This window comes from Paraburkholderia sp. BR10936, from assembly GCF_040965735.1.
In the GTDB taxonomy this organism is placed as follows: Bacteria; Pseudomonadota; Gammaproteobacteria; order Burkholderiales; family Burkholderiaceae; genus Paraburkholderia; species Paraburkholderia nodosa_A.
In genome coordinates this window covers 207,137-223,730 of the sequence record NZ_JBFRCM010000017.1, presented here as the reverse complement: position 1 = coordinate 223,730, position 16,594 = coordinate 207,137, and the positions used below count along the sequence as shown (strand labels likewise).

General features: G+C 61.7%; 8 protein-coding genes. 1 reads left to right on the top strand and 7 read right to left on the bottom strand.

Annotated features, from left to right (window positions below; genetic code table 11):
- Positions 1-173 precede the first annotated feature (173 nt).
- From AB4Y36_RS30695 to AB4Y36_RS30685, 3 genes are all read right to left on the bottom strand, one after another.
- A complete protein-coding gene (locus AB4Y36_RS30695) occupies positions 174-1,127 on the bottom strand; it encodes a 3-hydroxyacyl-CoA dehydrogenase NAD-binding domain-containing protein (RefSeq protein WP_368684974.1) in 954 nt (317 codons plus the stop codon).
- Between the two features lie 307 nt (positions 1,128-1,434).
- Positions 1,435-4,035 (bottom strand): ATP-binding protein, encoded by a 2,601-nt coding sequence (locus AB4Y36_RS30690; protein ID WP_368684973.1) that lies wholly within the window; start codon positions 4,033-4,035, stop codon positions 1,435-1,437.
- A 33-nt stretch (positions 4,036-4,068) separates the two neighbouring features.
- Positions 4,069-4,731 (bottom strand): response regulator transcription factor, encoded by a 663-nt coding sequence (locus AB4Y36_RS30685; RefSeq protein WP_368603453.1) that lies wholly within the window; start codon positions 4,729-4,731, stop codon positions 4,069-4,071.
- A 565-nt stretch (positions 4,732-5,296) separates the two neighbouring features.
- On the opposite strand from AB4Y36_RS30685, the gene AB4Y36_RS30680 reads away from it, so the two are divergent.
- Positions 5,297-10,843, top strand: a complete 5,547-nt coding sequence (locus tag AB4Y36_RS30680) for an AAA family ATPase (RefSeq protein ID WP_368684972.1) — start codon at positions 5,297-5,299, stop codon at positions 10,841-10,843.
- 51 nt (positions 10,844-10,894) lie between these two features.
- Here AB4Y36_RS30680 and AB4Y36_RS30675 read toward each other — a convergent pair whose 3' ends face one another.
- The 4 genes from AB4Y36_RS30675 to AB4Y36_RS30660 form a co-directional block, all read right to left on the bottom strand.
- Positions 10,895-12,346: a DUF2252 domain-containing protein gene (locus AB4Y36_RS30675; protein ID WP_368684971.1), complete on the bottom strand. Its 1,452-nt coding sequence runs from the start codon at positions 12,344-12,346 to the stop codon at positions 10,895-10,897.
- Between the two features lie 65 nt (positions 12,347-12,411).
- Positions 12,412-14,163, bottom strand: coding sequence for a SulP family inorganic anion transporter (locus AB4Y36_RS30670; protein ID WP_368684970.1), 1,752 nt, complete (start codon positions 14,161-14,163; stop codon positions 12,412-12,414).
- Positions 14,160-14,834, bottom strand: a complete 675-nt coding sequence (locus AB4Y36_RS30665; protein WP_368610357.1) for a TrkA family potassium uptake protein — start codon at positions 14,832-14,834, stop codon at positions 14,160-14,162. The genes AB4Y36_RS30670 and AB4Y36_RS30665 overlap by 4 nt, the downstream gene beginning before the upstream one ends.
- A 184-nt stretch (positions 14,835-15,018) precedes the next feature.
- Positions 15,019-16,572: a phospholipase D family protein gene (locus tag AB4Y36_RS30660; protein ID WP_368616305.1), complete on the bottom strand. Its 1,554-nt coding sequence runs from the start codon at positions 16,570-16,572 to the stop codon at positions 15,019-15,021.
- Positions 16,573-16,594: the final 22 nt, after the last annotated feature.

The following is a 16,594-nucleotide window of genomic DNA, read 5'->3' as shown; positions in this document are numbered from 1 at the left end:
TCGACACATTCGGGAAGTAGTGCGACCTGTTTGCGGTCATCGCCTTCAACGAATCGCTTCATGAGTCACCCAGATCTCAGTGCGTTGATTCAGTTTAGGCGACTAACACGTTTTCACACAGGCTGGAACACGAACGAACGGAGGAAACAGCGCTTATCGGGCACACGCATTTTTCAGGAGGTGCTTGCCTCAGAGTCCGCACCCTGGCGCAGTTTCAGCAGGTCAAGCAGCATGCGCTCGCATTGCGCCGTGAGGTCGCCAACAGACTGGCCCGCTGCCTCGCGCCGCGCACCGTCGATGATCGCCTGCTGCATATTCGGCGTCAGTTCGGGCGACCCTAGCGATTTCCACCACGCGGTCATCGGTCCGGTGAACTGATCGAGGAAGTTCTCGATGCCGCCTTTTCCGCCGCCGAGGTGAAACAGCATGGTCGGCCCCATCAATCCCCATCGCAGTCCGGGGCCATGACACACTGCGGTATCGGCATCCGACACGCTCACCACGCCCTCCGCCACGAGATGCACCATCTCCCGCCACAACGCTGCCTGTAGCCGGTTCGCCACAAGACCCGGCACCTCCTTGCGAACACGGATGGTGCGCTTGCCAAGCGAGGTATAGAAGGCCGTGACCTTGTTGACGGTCTCCTCTGACGTCTCTTCGCCTGCGACGACCTCGACGAGCGGAATGAGATGCGGCAGGTTGAACGGATGCCCGATCACGCAGCGTTGTGGATACGACTTGCAGCCCGCCTGGATGTTGCTCATCGTGAGGCCGGAGGAACTCGAAGCGATGGGTACGTCCGGTGGAAGTAGAACGTCCAGCCCTTCGTACATCGCGCGCTTCAAGTCGATCCGTTCGGGACCATTCTCCTGGACGAAGCCAACGTCCGCCACGGCGCCCGGCAAGTCGCGCGTGAAGGTGAGACGGGAGCGCGAGGCTCGAGGCGCGAGGCCAAGCGCATCGAGCGCAGGCCACGCCGCGTCGACATATTGCTTCAAGCGCTGCTCGGCGTCCGGCCCCTGGTCGAATGCGACGACGTCGAGTCCTTTCGCGAGAAACAATGCGGTCCAACTCGCGCCGATCACTCCCGTGCCAATCACCGCAACACGGTTGAATTGCTTCGTCACTGAGACATTCCTTATAGTCAGATGCGCAATGCGTAGCGTCACGAACGCGAGGGACCCCGATGTCGCTCGCACGCCATGCTGGCGCCCAGCCTGGGTATTCAGGCAGAAGTTAATTCAATCTAGCAATGTCACGACCGCAAAACATTGGAGAATGCAACGAGAGTCTTTATGCATTTCGACAATCGCGTCCCACCGAGGCCGAACGGCTGCGAATGGACAAGCAGGAAGGGGAAATTGAAGGGTCGCATGGCGCATCGCCACGACTGGCGAAGCGCCGGCACGAACCCGTTATTAATGTGAACGGACCCTAGGGGGCACAGTTCGGCAGCACGAACTGAAAGACTGCGCCATGCGGCGCATTCGGCCTCGCCCATAGATGGCCGCCATGGGCTTCGACGATCGACTTGCATATCGATAGTCCCATGCCCATACCGACTAGCTTCGTCGTAAAGAATGGCTCGAACAGCCGGTCGGACGTCGCCGGATCGAGCCCTGCGCCGGTGTCCTGAACGGCAACGCGGATACCGCCCATTTCCGCGGCCTGTGCCGTGATCGTGAGCGCTTTCGGATCGGGAGTCGCTGCGGCCATCGCTTCGATCCCGTTCATGATCAGGTTAAGCAGCACCTGCTGCAGTTGCACCGGGTCGCCGAATACGAAACCGATGTCTGCCGCCAGGTCGGTGCGAAGCGCCACGCCCTGCTCCTGCAGTTCGACCCGGGTCAGTGCCAGCACGTCCGCGATGGCGTCGTTGATGTCGACCTTCGTCAGTTGCGGCCCCGACTTCGATACGAGCGCGCGCAATCCGCGGATCACGTCGCTCGCGCGGTGCGCGTCGTGAACGATGCGGGCCATCGCGCCGCGCATGCTATCGAGATCGGGATTCTCGCGGTTGAGCCAGTTCATGCATGCGGTGCCGTTAGCGGAGATCGCACCCAGCGGCTGATTAATCTCGTGGGCAATCGAAGCGACCAACTGGCCCATGGTCGTCAGGCGGGCGATGCGCGAGAGTTCCGTTTGCGCATCGCTGAGCGCCTCCTCCGCACGCTTGCGCTCCGTGATGTCCATTACGGTGCCGATGAATTCCAGTGCCCCGGATGCCGTGATATCGGGCTGCCCCACCACCTGCAGATATCTGACGGCTCCGCCCGGGAGTTCGATGTGATGCTCGTGCCGGAATCGCCGTCTTTCGCGTACGGCGCCTTCGAGCACCCGCTCGAACGACGTTCGCTCTTCAGGACGGATGCGCCCCAAGAACGACTCATACGACGCCTGATCCTTCGTTTCGAACCCGAAGATGCGCCGCAGCTCTTCCGAAGACGAAACATCGCCGGTTTCGGGCCGCCACCGCCAGCTGCCGGTGTGGCTTATCTTCTGTGCCTCGTTGAGCGATGCCTCGCTCGCTCTGAGCGCCTCTTCGGCATCGCATCTATCCGCGTTTTCGTGAACCAGCTCGGCGTAGAGACGCGCGTTTTCCAGCGAGATCGCCGCCTGCGACGAAAGGAGTTCCAGCACCGCGATCCGGGCGGGCTGAAAAGCATGCGAGGCGAGACTGTTCTCGAGGTACAGCATGCCGATCAGCTCGGCCTGCTTGATCAGCGGCAGGCACAGGATGGAGCGCACGGGTTTGTGACTGAAGTACGCGTCGGCAGGCTGGGCGCCGAGCGTTCGCACGTCGTCGACAATCGCGGGCTGCTTGCTGCGCGCGACCTGATTGAGGATGAATACCGGCGCCTTCGCCGACGTGACCGGCGCCGGCACAATGTGCACCCGCACGGCCCCGCGATCGACACTTGCTTCGGCTTCGACGCGAAGTTTCCCCTCCTGGGGGGAAACCAGCAGCCCGTAGTCTGCTCCAGCGTGCTCGACGGCCAGCACCATCAGTGTTTCGATCAGCTTGTCGCTAACGATCTCGCTGGCTATGGCTTGAGACATTCTGACGACGGTGCCAAGGTCGATCTGCTCGGTCGAGGCTTCGATTGTCGGCAGCAAGGCGGCCGGCGCACGCTCGCGCAATTCAGGGTGCCGCTCTTCGAACTGGGCAGCGAGCGCGAGACCGGGGCCGCGCTGACCAGAATCGAGTGTTTCGATCTGGGCGGCAGCCTCCCATGCTGCGAGGCACTTTCCAAGGTCGGCCGCCACCCCAGCGGCCGTTTGATAGCGCTCCTCGGCAGTCTTTGCCAGAAGCTTCATCAATACGCTCGAAATCTGCAGGGGTGCCCCGGTCGGACCGTCGCTGGGCGAAATGGGCTGGCGCGCGACGTGGCAATCGATCAGTTCGATCGGATCCTTCGTGGCGAACGGTAGCGCACCGGTCAGGATTTCATACAGCGTGACGCCCAACGCGTAGAGATCGCTGCGGGAATCGACGCAGCGGTTCATCCGGCCCGTCTGCTCGGGTGCCATATAGGCGGGCGTTCCAGCAATGATTTCGGGCCGGTCAGGAAGCCGATGCTCACGCGGATGCCGCAAAGCGATGCTGAACCCGGTCAGCCATGCGTGGCCACGGACCACGTCCACAACGACGTTCGCGGGCCTGATGTCGAGGTGCATCAGCCCTCGCTCATGCATGCGGTCAAGCGCCTGTGCGAGCGCGATCCCGACACGTAGAAAGCTTGGAATGTCCAACGGATGACCGACGAGACAATCAAGCGGCTCCCCGCCCGGGTCCTCGAGCACAAGCGTCGTACTGCCTTCGAAGTGCAACAGCGCGATAGGCCGCGCCGCCCAGTCGGAGCTGAGCTCGGGTTCGAGCGAATATTCATGCTCTAGCCGTTTAACCAGCTCCGCACGCTCTGATTCAGCCGGCGTGACGAGCAAAATAGGGTTCAGCCCGTCGCGAGTGCCACGGCGCAGCGTGTACTCGCTGGTCCGCAGCGTGGTCAACCGATAAGTAGAGAGATCTACCATGTAGAACGCACCCCGGGCCGAAGAGACCGTCGCTCAGGCTTCTGGCTCGACCCCCAAGGCCGCTGCCATCCTGACAAGCTCCGCCACGGAGCGTGCCGCCATCTTTTTCATCACCTGCGCCCGATGGATCTTCACCGTCACTTCCCTGACGTCCATCTCGGAGGCGATCTGCTTGTTCAGCAAACCCGCTATGACGTAACCCATGACTTCTCGCTCGCGCAACGAAAGTAATTCGTAAGCCTTGCGAAGTGATGCCACCGATTGTTCCGCGACGAGCCGTTCATGGTCGCGCGCCAGTGCCTGGACAACGGCATCCAGCATGTCCTGCTCACGAAATGGCTTGGTGAAAAAGTCCAGCGCTCCAGCTTTCATTGCCCTGACCGACATCGGAACATCGCCGTACCCCGTCATGAACAGAACCGGCATGCGCAGGTCGCTCTTTGCGCCTTCCTGCTGGAAGGCAAGGCCGCTTTCGCCACGCAATCTGACGTCGAGAATCAGGCAGGAAGGTATGTCGGCCTTGGGGAACGCGAGAAATTCCCTGGGCGAGGCAAAAGTCTCGACATGCAGGCCGAAGGAATCCAGCAGGTTCGTCATCGCGATGCGCATCGACTCATCGTCGTCGATGACATAGACCACCGATTGTGCGCCCCCGCCCATCCCGGCGATCGAAGTCGAAACCGGTATCGCACTCATCCTCTTTCTCCATGTGGGAACGCTGCCTGGTGTGTCCGCTACAACGAACCGGATGCCATACCGCGCCACCCCAAAGCGACCAACATCGGCAGACACCGTGGTCCTACCGTGTTCGAGCTTGTGTCGTCTGGTAGAGAAATTTTCCTTTAACGCCCCGGATCTTATCCAATAAATGCTCGCTACAGCAACGCTTAAGTATAGTGCAGTCCGAAAAACTGAAGGATAGCCCGGGCCGGGTACCAGGTTCCAGCGCGGCAATGAATTCCTTAGTCGCTTAACAACGCTCACAGAGCCGCGCGCAAAGTGGGGCGCCGTTACGGGCGAGCGCTAGAACAATCAGTTATGCGATATTTAAACCTGCCGGGCGGCCGTAAAGGTTCTAAATCCGAAAGCAACGCTTTCGCCGGGAGTACGATTGCAGCATGACTGACGTGACTGACGACGACGCGCCGGTCGTCTTTGATCCGCAGCCCAATGATCATAGGAACCCAGGACAGACGGCGCGGCCTGGGTAGACCCTTCCGGTTCAAGCGAGGACAGACCACCCGACACGGGAGCGAGCGAGTTGAGTGTTTCATTCAGTTCATTTGATATCGATACAAGCGATCCCTTTCAGTTCGTATGGGAAGATGGCGAGCGCGCGTTCTATCGGGGATGGCGACTCAGCGCGGATGGCATGCGCGAGTCCGTACTGGTCGTGCGGCCTGTGGACGCCCATCCCAGTCAGGCTGTCGTCGATCGCCTCGCGCACGAGTACGCGCTGGCGAACGAACTCGACGAAGCGGCGGCGGTGCGGCCGCTCCTGCTGGTGCGAGAACATGGCCTCGTGGCGCTCGTGCTGGAGGATCCTGGCGGCGAGCCGCTCGAGCGGCTCGCCTCGCCAATCGACACGGAAAACTTTCTTCGGCTCGCCATTGCAATTGTCGCTGCGCTAGGCAAGCTGCATGCGCGAGGTCTCGTTCACAAGGACATCAAGCAGGCCCACATCGTCGTGAACTGCGCGGCCGGCGCGGCAAGGTTGACGGGCTTCGGCATCGCAACGCAGATCCCACGGGAGCGGCAAACGCCAAGGCGCCCGGAGTTCATCGAGGGAACCCTCGCCTACATGGCTCCTGAGCAGACTGGACGAATGAACCGGTCGGTCGATTCGCGTAGCGACCTGTACGCCCTGGGTGTCACCTATTACAGGATGTTGACGGGCGTCTTGCCGTTCAGCGCGTCCGATCCAATGGAATGGGTGCACTGCCATATCGCGCGTCAGCCCGTGCCTCCAGCGCAGCGCGAGCGGTCGGTACCAGGCCCCGTTTCGACGATCGTCATGAAACTGCTCGAGAAGAGCGCCGAAGACAGGTACCAGACTGCGTTCGGCGTCGAGCACGATTTGCGCTGTTGCCTGGCACAGTGGGAAACGGGGGGACGTATTGACGATTTCCCGCTTGGCGCGCGTGACACACCCGACCGGCTTTTGATTCCCGAGAAGCTCTATGGGCGGACACGCGAACTCGACACGCTGCTCCGCGCCTTTGATCGCGTGAGCGGCGGCGGCAACGTGGAACTGGTGCTCGTCACCGGTCAATCGGGCATCGGCAAGTCGGCCCTCGTTCACGAACTGCATAAGGAGCTGGGCCCTTCGCGAGGCCTTTTCGCCGCTGGGAAGTGCGATCAATACAAGCGGGACGTCCCCCATGCGACGCTGGCGCAGGCCCTGCAAAGCCTGCTCCGGCCACTCCTCGGTAGCAGGGAAGCCGATTTGAGCCGCTGGCGTGCCACACTGGACGCAGCGCTAGACCCAGGCGGCGCCTTGATCGTGAACCTGGTGCCGGCGCTCGCGACCGTCGTCGGCGAACAACCGCCGGTTCCTGAGCTTCCTCCCGAAGATGCACAACGCCGCTTTCAGCTCGTGTTCAGGCGCTTCATTAGCGTCTTCGCCACACCTGAGCACCCGCTCGTGCTATTTCTCGACGATCTCCAGTGGCTCGACGCGGCGACGCTCGACCTGCTCGAATTTTTGCTGACGCGATCGGACTTGCACCACTTCTTGTTGATCGGTAGCTACCGCGATAACGAGGTCGCTGCGACGCATCCACTCACCCGCAAGCTCGCCGCAATCCGCGAGGCGGGGGTAGTCGTGCATGAGATCAAGCTTGAACCGCTCGTGCCTGACGTGCTCGGGCAGTTGATCGCCGATTCGTTGCGCTGCGAACCGGAACGCGCAGCACCGCTTGCGCGATTGCTACAAGGGAAGACGAGCGGCAACCCGTTCTTCGCACTCCAGTTCCTGACGGTGCTCGCCGATGAGGGATTGCTCAGCTTCAACCACGCAAAGGGGCAATGGTCGTGGGAACTTCGCCAGATCTACGCCAGGGGTTGCACCGACAACGTGGTCGAACTCATGGTCGGGAAGCTGGGCCGCCTGCCGGCCAGAACCCTGAAGACCCTCCAGTTGCTGGCATGCCTCGGCACCATCGCCGAGGCCGCCACGCTTGCTGCCGTGTGCGAGACCTCGGAGCGAACGGTGGGTGCCAATATGTGGGAGGCGGTCCGTCAACAGTTGGTCATCCGCCAGGAGGGCGCTTACCGATTCACTCACGACCGGATACTCGAGGCAGCCTATTCCCTGATTCCGGCCACCAGCCGGGCAGATATGCACCTGCGAATCGGGCGGCTGCTCGCGGCCCGACTTCCGCCGGCGCAACGGGAGGAGTCAGTCTTCGAAATCGTCAGCCAGTTCGATCGTGCGAAAGCACTGATCGTGACGCCAGAGGAGCGTCATCGGGTTGCCCAGCTGAACCTGCTTGCCGGCAAGCACGCCATGATGTCGGCGGCCTACTCGTCAGCGCTCAATTACCTGAAGACAGGCGCGGAGTTCCTGACGGACGACGGGTGGGCGTGCCAGCATCAACTCGCCTTCTCCCTCGCCATTCACCGCGCCGAATGCGAAATGCTGACGGGGGACCTCAAGTCCGCCGAAAGCCGCCTGGCGATATTGTCAACGCGAGCCGAAGATACCGTCGAACGGGCAATGGTTGCGAGCCAGCAAGCCGATGTCTACGTCATGCTTGGTCAGAGTGATCGCACCGTCGCGGTCGGCCTCGATTTTCTGCGACATGAGGGTGTCGACTGGTCTCCTCATCCCACAGCGGAGCAGGCGCGAGAGGAATACGAGCGAATCTGGTCAACGCTGGGCGACCGCACGATCGAAGCGCTCATCGACATCCCTGTCATGAGCGACCTTGCATGCCTTGCCGTTCTCGACGTGCTGACCAAGGTCTTTCCCGCTGCATTGTTTACCGACCTCAATCTCTATTCTCTGGTGATCTGTCGAGCTGTGAATCTTGGCCTCGAGCGGGGCATTTGCGATGCGTCATGCGCCGCTTACGTACGGCTTGGCCTGATAGCCGGTTTCCAGTTCGGTGACTATGCGGCCGGATTCCAGTTCGCGCGGCTCGGCTATGAGTTGGTCGAACAACGCGCGATGAAGCGCTTTCAGGCAAGAACCTATGAGACGTTCGGTCTCGTCGCGCCATGGACGAACCCCGTCCGGACGGCCCGTGAACCTCAGCATCGCGCCTTCGACGTTGCGTGTGCGATCGGCGACTACACTTATGCGGCGTACAGCTGTGCCCACCTCAACACGAATCTTCTACTGGCCGGCGATCCGCTTGTCGAGGTGCAACGTGGCGCCGAACATGGCCTCGAATTCGCGCGGTCGGTTCGGTTCGGATTCGCCGCGGATCTCATCACGCCACAGCTCCAGCTTGCCAGGACGCTTCGCGGATCAACGCGGAAATTCGGATCGTTCGACGATGATCAGTTTGACGAACGCCAGTTCGAGCTGAACTTCTCGAGCAAACCCGCTTTGGCGGCAGTTGCATGCTGGTACTGGATTCGAAAGCTTCAGGCCCGCTTCCTTGCGGGCGACTATGCGATCGCCCTCGAATCCTCATCGATGGCTCAAACTGTCCTGACGAAACATTTAGGATCGCTTGAGATAGTGGAATTCTATTTTTTCGACGCCCTTTCGCGCGCTGCAATCTGCGAGGCCGGATCACCGCTTCAGCGCAGACAGCATGTGGACGCGATGGCTATCGATCACCAAAAACTACAGGCGTGGGCCGAAAACTGTCCGGAGAATTTCGAGAACCGACGAGCGTTGGTGGCGGCGGAAATGGCCCGTCTGCAAGGGGCGGACCTCGAAGAAGTCATGCGCCTTTACGAACTCGCGATACGCTCGGCTCGCGAGAGCGGGTTCGTCCACAACGAGGCGCTCGCCTGCGAGCGGGCAGCAAGGTTCTACGCAGCGCGCGGGTTCGAAGCCGTCGCGCGCCTCCATATGCGCCAGGCGCGTTGCGGCTATCTTCGCTGGGGCGCCGACGCCAAGGTGCAGCAACTCGATGAGCTATTCCCACAGCTCCTGGAGGATGAATCGGACGCGCGCCCGGCAATCACGATCGGCGCGCCTGCGGAGTATCTGGATCTGACTGCCGTCATCAAGATCTCGCAGGCAGTGTTTGGCGAAGTGGTTCCTGAGCGCCTGATCGATACGCTATTGCGTCATGCGATCGAGTATGCGGGCGCCGGGCGCGGTCTCCTGATCACGCCGCGGGACGATGACCTGCGGGTCGAGGCCGAAGCCCTCGCCGGCTGCGACAGGGTCGTCGCGCAGCCAGGGACCGGCGCTGCATTGCCGGAATCGGTCGTTCACTACGTCGCGCGAACTCGCGAAAGTGTGATCCTCGGCGATGCATCGGTCCAGAACCTGTTCTCTGCCGATCCCTATATCACCCGGTTTCGCCCGAGGTCGATGCTTTGCCTGCCGCTGATCAACGGAGCCAAACTGGTCGGCGTGCTTTACCTCGAAAACAATCTCGCGTCGCACGTATTTACCTCGGCGCGCATCGCCATGCTGAAACTGCTGGCATCACAAGCCGCCATTTCGTTAGAGAACTCCCGGCTGTATCTCGACCTGGCGGAACGCGAGGTGAAGATCCGGCGCCTCGTCGAGGCCAATATCATCGGGATCTTCATTTGGCGACTCGACGGCCAGATCGTCGAGGCCAACGATGCCTTTCTGCGGATGGTGGGCTACGACCGCGACGACATCGTCGCCGGCCGGGTCAAACGGGATGGCCTGAGCGCACCCGAGTGGCGCGAGCGCGATTTGCGCACCGTCATCGAACTGAAGACGGCCGGGATCGTGCAGCCCTTCGAAAAGGAATATACCCGCAAGGATGGGCAACGCGTGCCGATCCTGATCGGCTTAGCCGCTTTCGGCGAACAATCCGATCAGGGCGTGGCATTCGTGCTGGATCTGACCGAGCGAAAGCGCGCCGAGACCGAAACACGCGAGGCCGAACAACGCTATCGCGAGATGCAGGCTTCGCTCGCGCATGCGAACCGGCTCGCGACCGTCGGTCAACTCACCGCCTCGATCGCACACGAAATCAAGCAGCCGATTGCCGCGTCGGCCGTCAATGCGCAGGCCGCCATGCGATGGCTGCGCGCCGAGCCGCCCAAGCTGAAAGAGGCCCAACAGGCGCTCGATCGTGTAGTCGCCGATGCCATGCGGGCGGGCGATGTTCTCTCTCGTATTCGCGACCTCGTCACGAAGACCCCCCAACACAAAGATCTTCTGCGTATCAACGAAGCCATCGTCGAGGTCGTCGAACTGATCCGGGGCGATCTGACGAAGAACGAAGTAGGGGTAGAACTGGCATTGGCGGATAACTTGCCGCTGGTCCGTGGAGACCGCGTTCAATTGCAGCAGGTGATGCTCAACCTGATACTCAACGCCGTAGAAGCGATGACAGGCAGCCGTGCCGGGCCGCGGGAATTGCTCATTGGCACCGCGCCGGACGATCCGGGTGGCGTGCGCATCACGGTGCGCGATTCGGGGCCTGGCATCGCATCCGCGAATATCGAGCGAATCTTCGAACCGTTCTACACCACGAAGTCCGGCGGCATGGGCATGGGGCTGTCGATCTGCCGGTCGATCGTGGAAGGCCACCGGGGACGGATGTGGGCGGACGCAAGCATGCCTGGCGGCACCGTTTTTCAAGTCGTGCTTCCGGGTCATTACGCGGGCGATGACGCGGAAGATACCTTCGGCTGAGCGGCGGCGCGGCGTTCGTGGCTGCGACGTGACCGGCAGCAGCCACATGAATCACGTTTGAACCTGAATACGTCCAGCCTTGACTGCCGCCTTCAGCACAGACCAGTCCTTCTCATTCTGATCGGCATACGCAAGGGCGAAGCGCTCGATGGCCTGGTCGAATGCATCCGACTTGCCGGCATATCCCGCGAGCAGCGCCGGATCGCCCGCTTTCGCCATGGAATGCGCCAGTGCGTGGGCGCAGGACGCCGCATATTCGCTGAGGTCTTCGACATCGAACGTCGTGAAGTCGAATGCGCCCTTCATGTCGCGGAGTTGCCGCACGTAGAAGTCGTTGCCCGTATGCTGCATCTTCGACCAGCCGAGGAAAATATCGCTCGCCGACTGCAACAGGCGCTGCCCGTTCACCACGCGCTGTCCGTGATTCGGATACCGGCTCGGCGGCAAATAGCCCTCCAGCGCCGAAGCCCGCGCCTCCTTCAATTGCAGAAACAGCGGACACTCGCCATCAGCCATGAAAAGCGCCTCATAACAGCGCGTGCCGACCGAGCCGATCCCCACGACGCGAATGGCCACATCCACCAGTTCATATCGATCGAAGAGCGCGCGCCTGTCATCGGGAAGCGTCAGCCGGTAGTCGGCGAAGAAACGCCGCACCATCGAATCGTACTGCTTCTGGTCGTGCGGACTTTCCAGCGGGACGTGATACACGAGCGGAGGCACGTCCTTGATGCGCAGCTTGCCGTTGACCGTCTCGGTCGAATGATTCATCACGGAGCGCGACGACTGCAGCCGGGCCGCGTCAATCACGGCCCGTTCCTTTTTTCGTTCCTGGTCCGTATCGGCGATAGCCAGCATGCTCTCGGCCTGGAACTGGTAGTACCAGACGTCGAGCGTGTCCATGCGGCTGAACTCGGTCATTCGTTGCCGGAACGTCTCGCACAACCGGTGCACGACGCCGCGCTGATCTCGTGTCGCGAAGCCGCGCTCGCGCGCTGCGATCACAAACGAAGCCGCCAGCCGGCGCACGTCCCAGTCGAAGGGCCCAGGCAGCGTTTCGTCGAAGTCGTTCGGCCCAAAAAGAATGCGCCGCTCCGGGCTCGCGAACAGCCCGAAATTGGCCAGATGCGCATCGCCGCCGAGTTGCACGTTCACACTGGAGTGAGGCAGCTTCGACAGGTCGAAGGCCATGAGCGGCGCAGCGCCGCGATAGAACGCGAACGGACTCTGCACCATGCGCCCGTAGCGGATGGGAATGAGTTCCGTCACGCGCCCCGCGTTGGACGCTTCGAGCAGCGCGAGCGGGTCCCGATCCTCGACCTTGCAGTCGGCGAGCCTCTCGCGCGGCATCGTCTTTCGCGCCGCCTTGCCCTGCTCGACTCTCATGGCGAGCGACCCGCGGCCCGCAAACATCGTGGACGGATCGCCTGGTGCCGCCACGGTCTTCGAATCGACGTGTTCCGCGGCAGGCTCGTTTTGCTTCGCGGCAACGGTATTGAGCATCTCGCCCTCCTTTCAATTGACCGTCAAGGCGGCCTTCTCACACCTTACTTCCCACATGCCCTGCCTCAATCCGGCTTCGTGTCCGAAGGAGATTCGGGTCCCGGTGCCGATGGCTGGGGCGATGGCGACAGATCACGCAGGGCCACTACGGCCGCGTCCACCGTAGCAAAGATCTCGCGATGCGCACCGTGCGCACGCAGTGCCTTGTATCGTTCGATCTGATGCCGCACGCCTGTGGCAAGCGCGACGGCGGCGATACCCACGCCCCGCTTGTCGAGTTCCTCGCCGAGCTGGACCAAGGTCTTGCCGGCCGTGTAATCGATGTTGTACATCTCAGTGGCATCGACCACAATCCAGCGCGGTGTTGGGCTCGCTTCGCTGACGACTTTGAGCACTTCCTCAGTGAAGCGGCCGGCGTTCGCATAGAACATGTCCGCTTCGAACCGGTAAACGACAATACCGGGCGCCGCGAGCAGATTGGGCGTAACAGGATGCGCGATCCACCGGTCTGCGGGGCCGCGCGTGAGCACACGCGTGCGCAGGCGGTAGCTATGCCGCGCATGCGCAATCAGCGACAGCACGACGGCCGCCAGGATGCCGTGCATCACATCGACGAACACGACCACGCCGGCGGCAAGCAACGCCACGACGAACTCGTCTTTCTGCATGCGATACAGCTCAGCCATCCCCTTCATGTCGATCAGCTTCACGCCGATCATGAAGACGATGGCCGACAGCACGGCGCCAGGCAGAAAGCTGAGCGGCTTCGTGAGGAACAGCAGCACGATCAGCACGATTGCAGCGGTCGTGAGATGGGCGATCTGCGTGCGGCCGCCCGCTTCGTCCACCATCTCGGTTTTGGTCGGGCTACCGTTCACAACGAAAGTGCCGGTGAACGCGGCCGCGGCGTTTGCGGCGGCGAGACCGATGATGTCGGCGTTGTCGTCGCCCTTCTCGTTGTAGCGGTTGGCATATGCGCGCGCGGTCGCTGCGCTCTGCGCAATGATGACGATGAAGCACGATGCCGCGGTGGCGAGCACCTGGTTGATTTCATTCATATGCACCGGCGGCAGGAACAATGAAGGCAATCCGCCCGGCACGTCGCCCGTGACCGCGATGCCACGCGAGGCGAAATTGAACACCGCGCTCGCCGCGATGGAGCCGATCACGGCGATCAGCGCACCAGGCGCACGCGGCACAAACCGCTTGCAGCCTACGATCACCACGAGCACGGCGATCGCCAGCGCTGCAGTCGGCACATTGATACCGCCGACGCGCTGAAACACAGACACGATTTGCATGATCGGGCCATGCCCCTGTTTCGCGAGCCCGAGCAGTCCGGCGAACTCGCCTGCCGCGACCTGCACGCCGACGCCGGTCAGGAAACCGATCAGCGCGCTTCGGGAAAGAAAGTCCGCGAGAAAACCCAGCCGGAAGACGCGCGCGATCACGAGCATCACCCCGACCGCCAGCGCAACGGTGCTGGTCAGCGCGATATATTCCTTGCTGCCCAGCGCGGCGACGGCGGTCAACATGCCGGCAAGGATGGCGGCAGTGGCGGAGTCCGCGGCGACCACCAGTTGACGCGACGCGCCAAAGAAGGCGAATGCGACCAGCGGCAGCAGGATCGTGTAGAGGCCGGTGACCGTGGGCGTGCCGGCAATCTTCGTGTACCCCATCACCTCGGGAATGCCAAGCGCCGCCAGCGTGATCCCAGCGACGATATCGTGCGGCAACTGTGTGGAGTTGATGGGCAAGAGGCCCTGCAAGAAGGGCATGCGATGCAGCCGCGGTTCCATCGAAGCAGCAGATTTCATGTTGTCGCCTCCACTCGGTTTGTGAGCTTGCCGACCAGCGCATCCGCGATGATCACATCGAGGATGATCACATTGGACGCGCCCGCGTTCTCGAACAGCCCTTTTCTCAGGGGATTTTCACCCGGCACGGCGATCGGCAGCGCGGGATTGAGCGTATGCGCGAGCAACGTGATGGCCAGGTTGTTGTTGCTGTCGGGTGTCGTGACGACGAGCGCCTTGGCGCTATCGAGCCGCGCGCGCTTGAGCACTTCGTCAAATGCATCGGGCGAGCCGAGCACGACCAGATGGTCATGGTCCGCCGCGCGTTCGGCCTGCGCTTGATCACCGACGAGGATCAGCACGGTGTGCCCCGCATCGCGCAAACGATCGGCAACCAGCGTCCCGAGGGAATGATATCCAACCACGACAACGTGATTGGCGAGCTGTTCGAGTTTGTGTTCCATGGTTCTATTCTCCCGATACGCCATGACGTCGTCGCCGGATAGCATGCCGGTTAGCTTCGACACCGCGAATCCGCCTATCACCAGCGTTGCGAGCATGGCCAGCAGCATGAAGATCTTCTGATTCTCGTTGAACTCGGCAAAGTCGCCGACTGTCGTGACGAGATTGACCCCATCCCAAATGGCGTTGAACAGCTTGTTGGGAAACGGATTACTCGAACTGTCGAGCATGACCAGACCCGTAGCCGCGCCGCCTAGCAACAGCAGGAGCAGGCCCACGGTGTGGCGCGCCCGGCGGCGCCACTCCCGAATGCGGATACGCCCAAGACGCGGCTCATCGACACGGAAGATCCACATGGCTACCTTCGTACGGTTACATGCCCCTCACGCCCGGCGGCAAACAGCGCGCCAGCACTCATAGCTCCGATTCGATCGGCAGCAGACCCATGAACCAGATGCTCGTACGCCGTCCAAAAGTGACATCCGGCTCCGAGTCCAGTTCCGTTACCGTGCCGTTTTCGGTGGTGTCGATCCAGACGATCCGTTTCGAGCCGTTCGCGTCGGTGCGCAGCTCCACTCGCCACGCGACCTCGTCCAGATGCGGTTCGACGTCTTCGACCACCTGGCCGGCAATTGCCGGGCTATTGCAGAGTACGCCGATCTCCGTGTTGAGGCGACTCGAGCGCGGATCGAGATTCATCGACCCGATGAAAACGCTTTGCCGGTCGAACACATAGGTTTTCGCATGCAACGACGCCCTTGATGAGCCAAAGATCTTTCGTTGCGACTTCACGTGCACGGAGCCAACGGGTTTCAGCTCATACAGGTGTACGCCGGCCTTGAGGAGATCTTCGCGATAGTGCTCGTAGCCGGCATTGACCGCAACGACGTCGGTTGCAGCGAGCGAATTGGTCAGCACCGTGACGCGCACGCCGCGAGCAGTCAGATCGCTGATCCATGCCACCCCCTCTTTGCCCGGCACGAAGTATGGCGAAATGATCAACATCTCCCGCGTGGGTTTGAGGTTCAGGGCCGCGAACTTCGTCATGAGGTGGCCATTCGGATCGTTCGGATCGCGCGTGACCTTGGCCGGGTCGTCGTACAGCAGCGTGGCTTGCCCCCACGCAAAGTCGGTGCTGCCGGGGTCGAGCACAGCGGCCATCCGCGCTCTCGCTTGCACGACATAAGCGGAGTCGTGCACCGAATTGATGTAGTCGTCCAGTTTCGCGCGGTAGGCGGCCAACGCGGACGGATCCGCCGCGTGTCCCATCAGTTGCTCGATGGAATAACTCGATTCGGAATTCCAGAACTGATCGAAAGCGTTAGACACCTGGTGGACAACCGCACCGTGCACCAGTACATCCAGATCCCCGAAGGCCACCACGCTCGAGGCCCCGAAGTATTCGTCGCCAATATTGCGCCCGCCAAGAATGGCGGCTTCGTTGTCCGCAATCATCGCCTTGTTGTGCATGCGCCGGTCGACACGCGAGAATTCGAGTGCAGTCGCAACCGACTTGAAGTTGCGGCTCGCGACCGGATTGAATAGCCGTATCTGCAGGTTCGGGTGCGAGTTGAGCGTGAGCAGCACCCGGTCGTCCGCGTTCGTGCCCAGGTCGTCGAGCAGGACACGAACGCGTACGCCCCGGTCTGCGGCCTTGAGCAACGCCGCCGCCAGTTCACGGCCAACCAGATCGTCGTGCCAGATGTAGTACTGCAGATCGAGCGAACGGTCGGCGTTTCCGGCGAGCATAATGCGGGCCACTATCGCATCGGTCGGGTCTTGCAGCAGGTGAAACGCCGTGTCGCCCGGATGCTTCTGCTCGTCGGGAACGAAGAGTGTGCCGAGCCGGGTGCTTTCCGTGTGTTGCAGCGCAAAAGTCTGTGGCTGGTTCGTCTGTGGCGGCAAACCGGCACAAGCGGCCACCACGAAGACAAGCGCAATTACGATGAGACGCTGCAGGCTTTTCATCTTCACACCTCACAGATCCGCG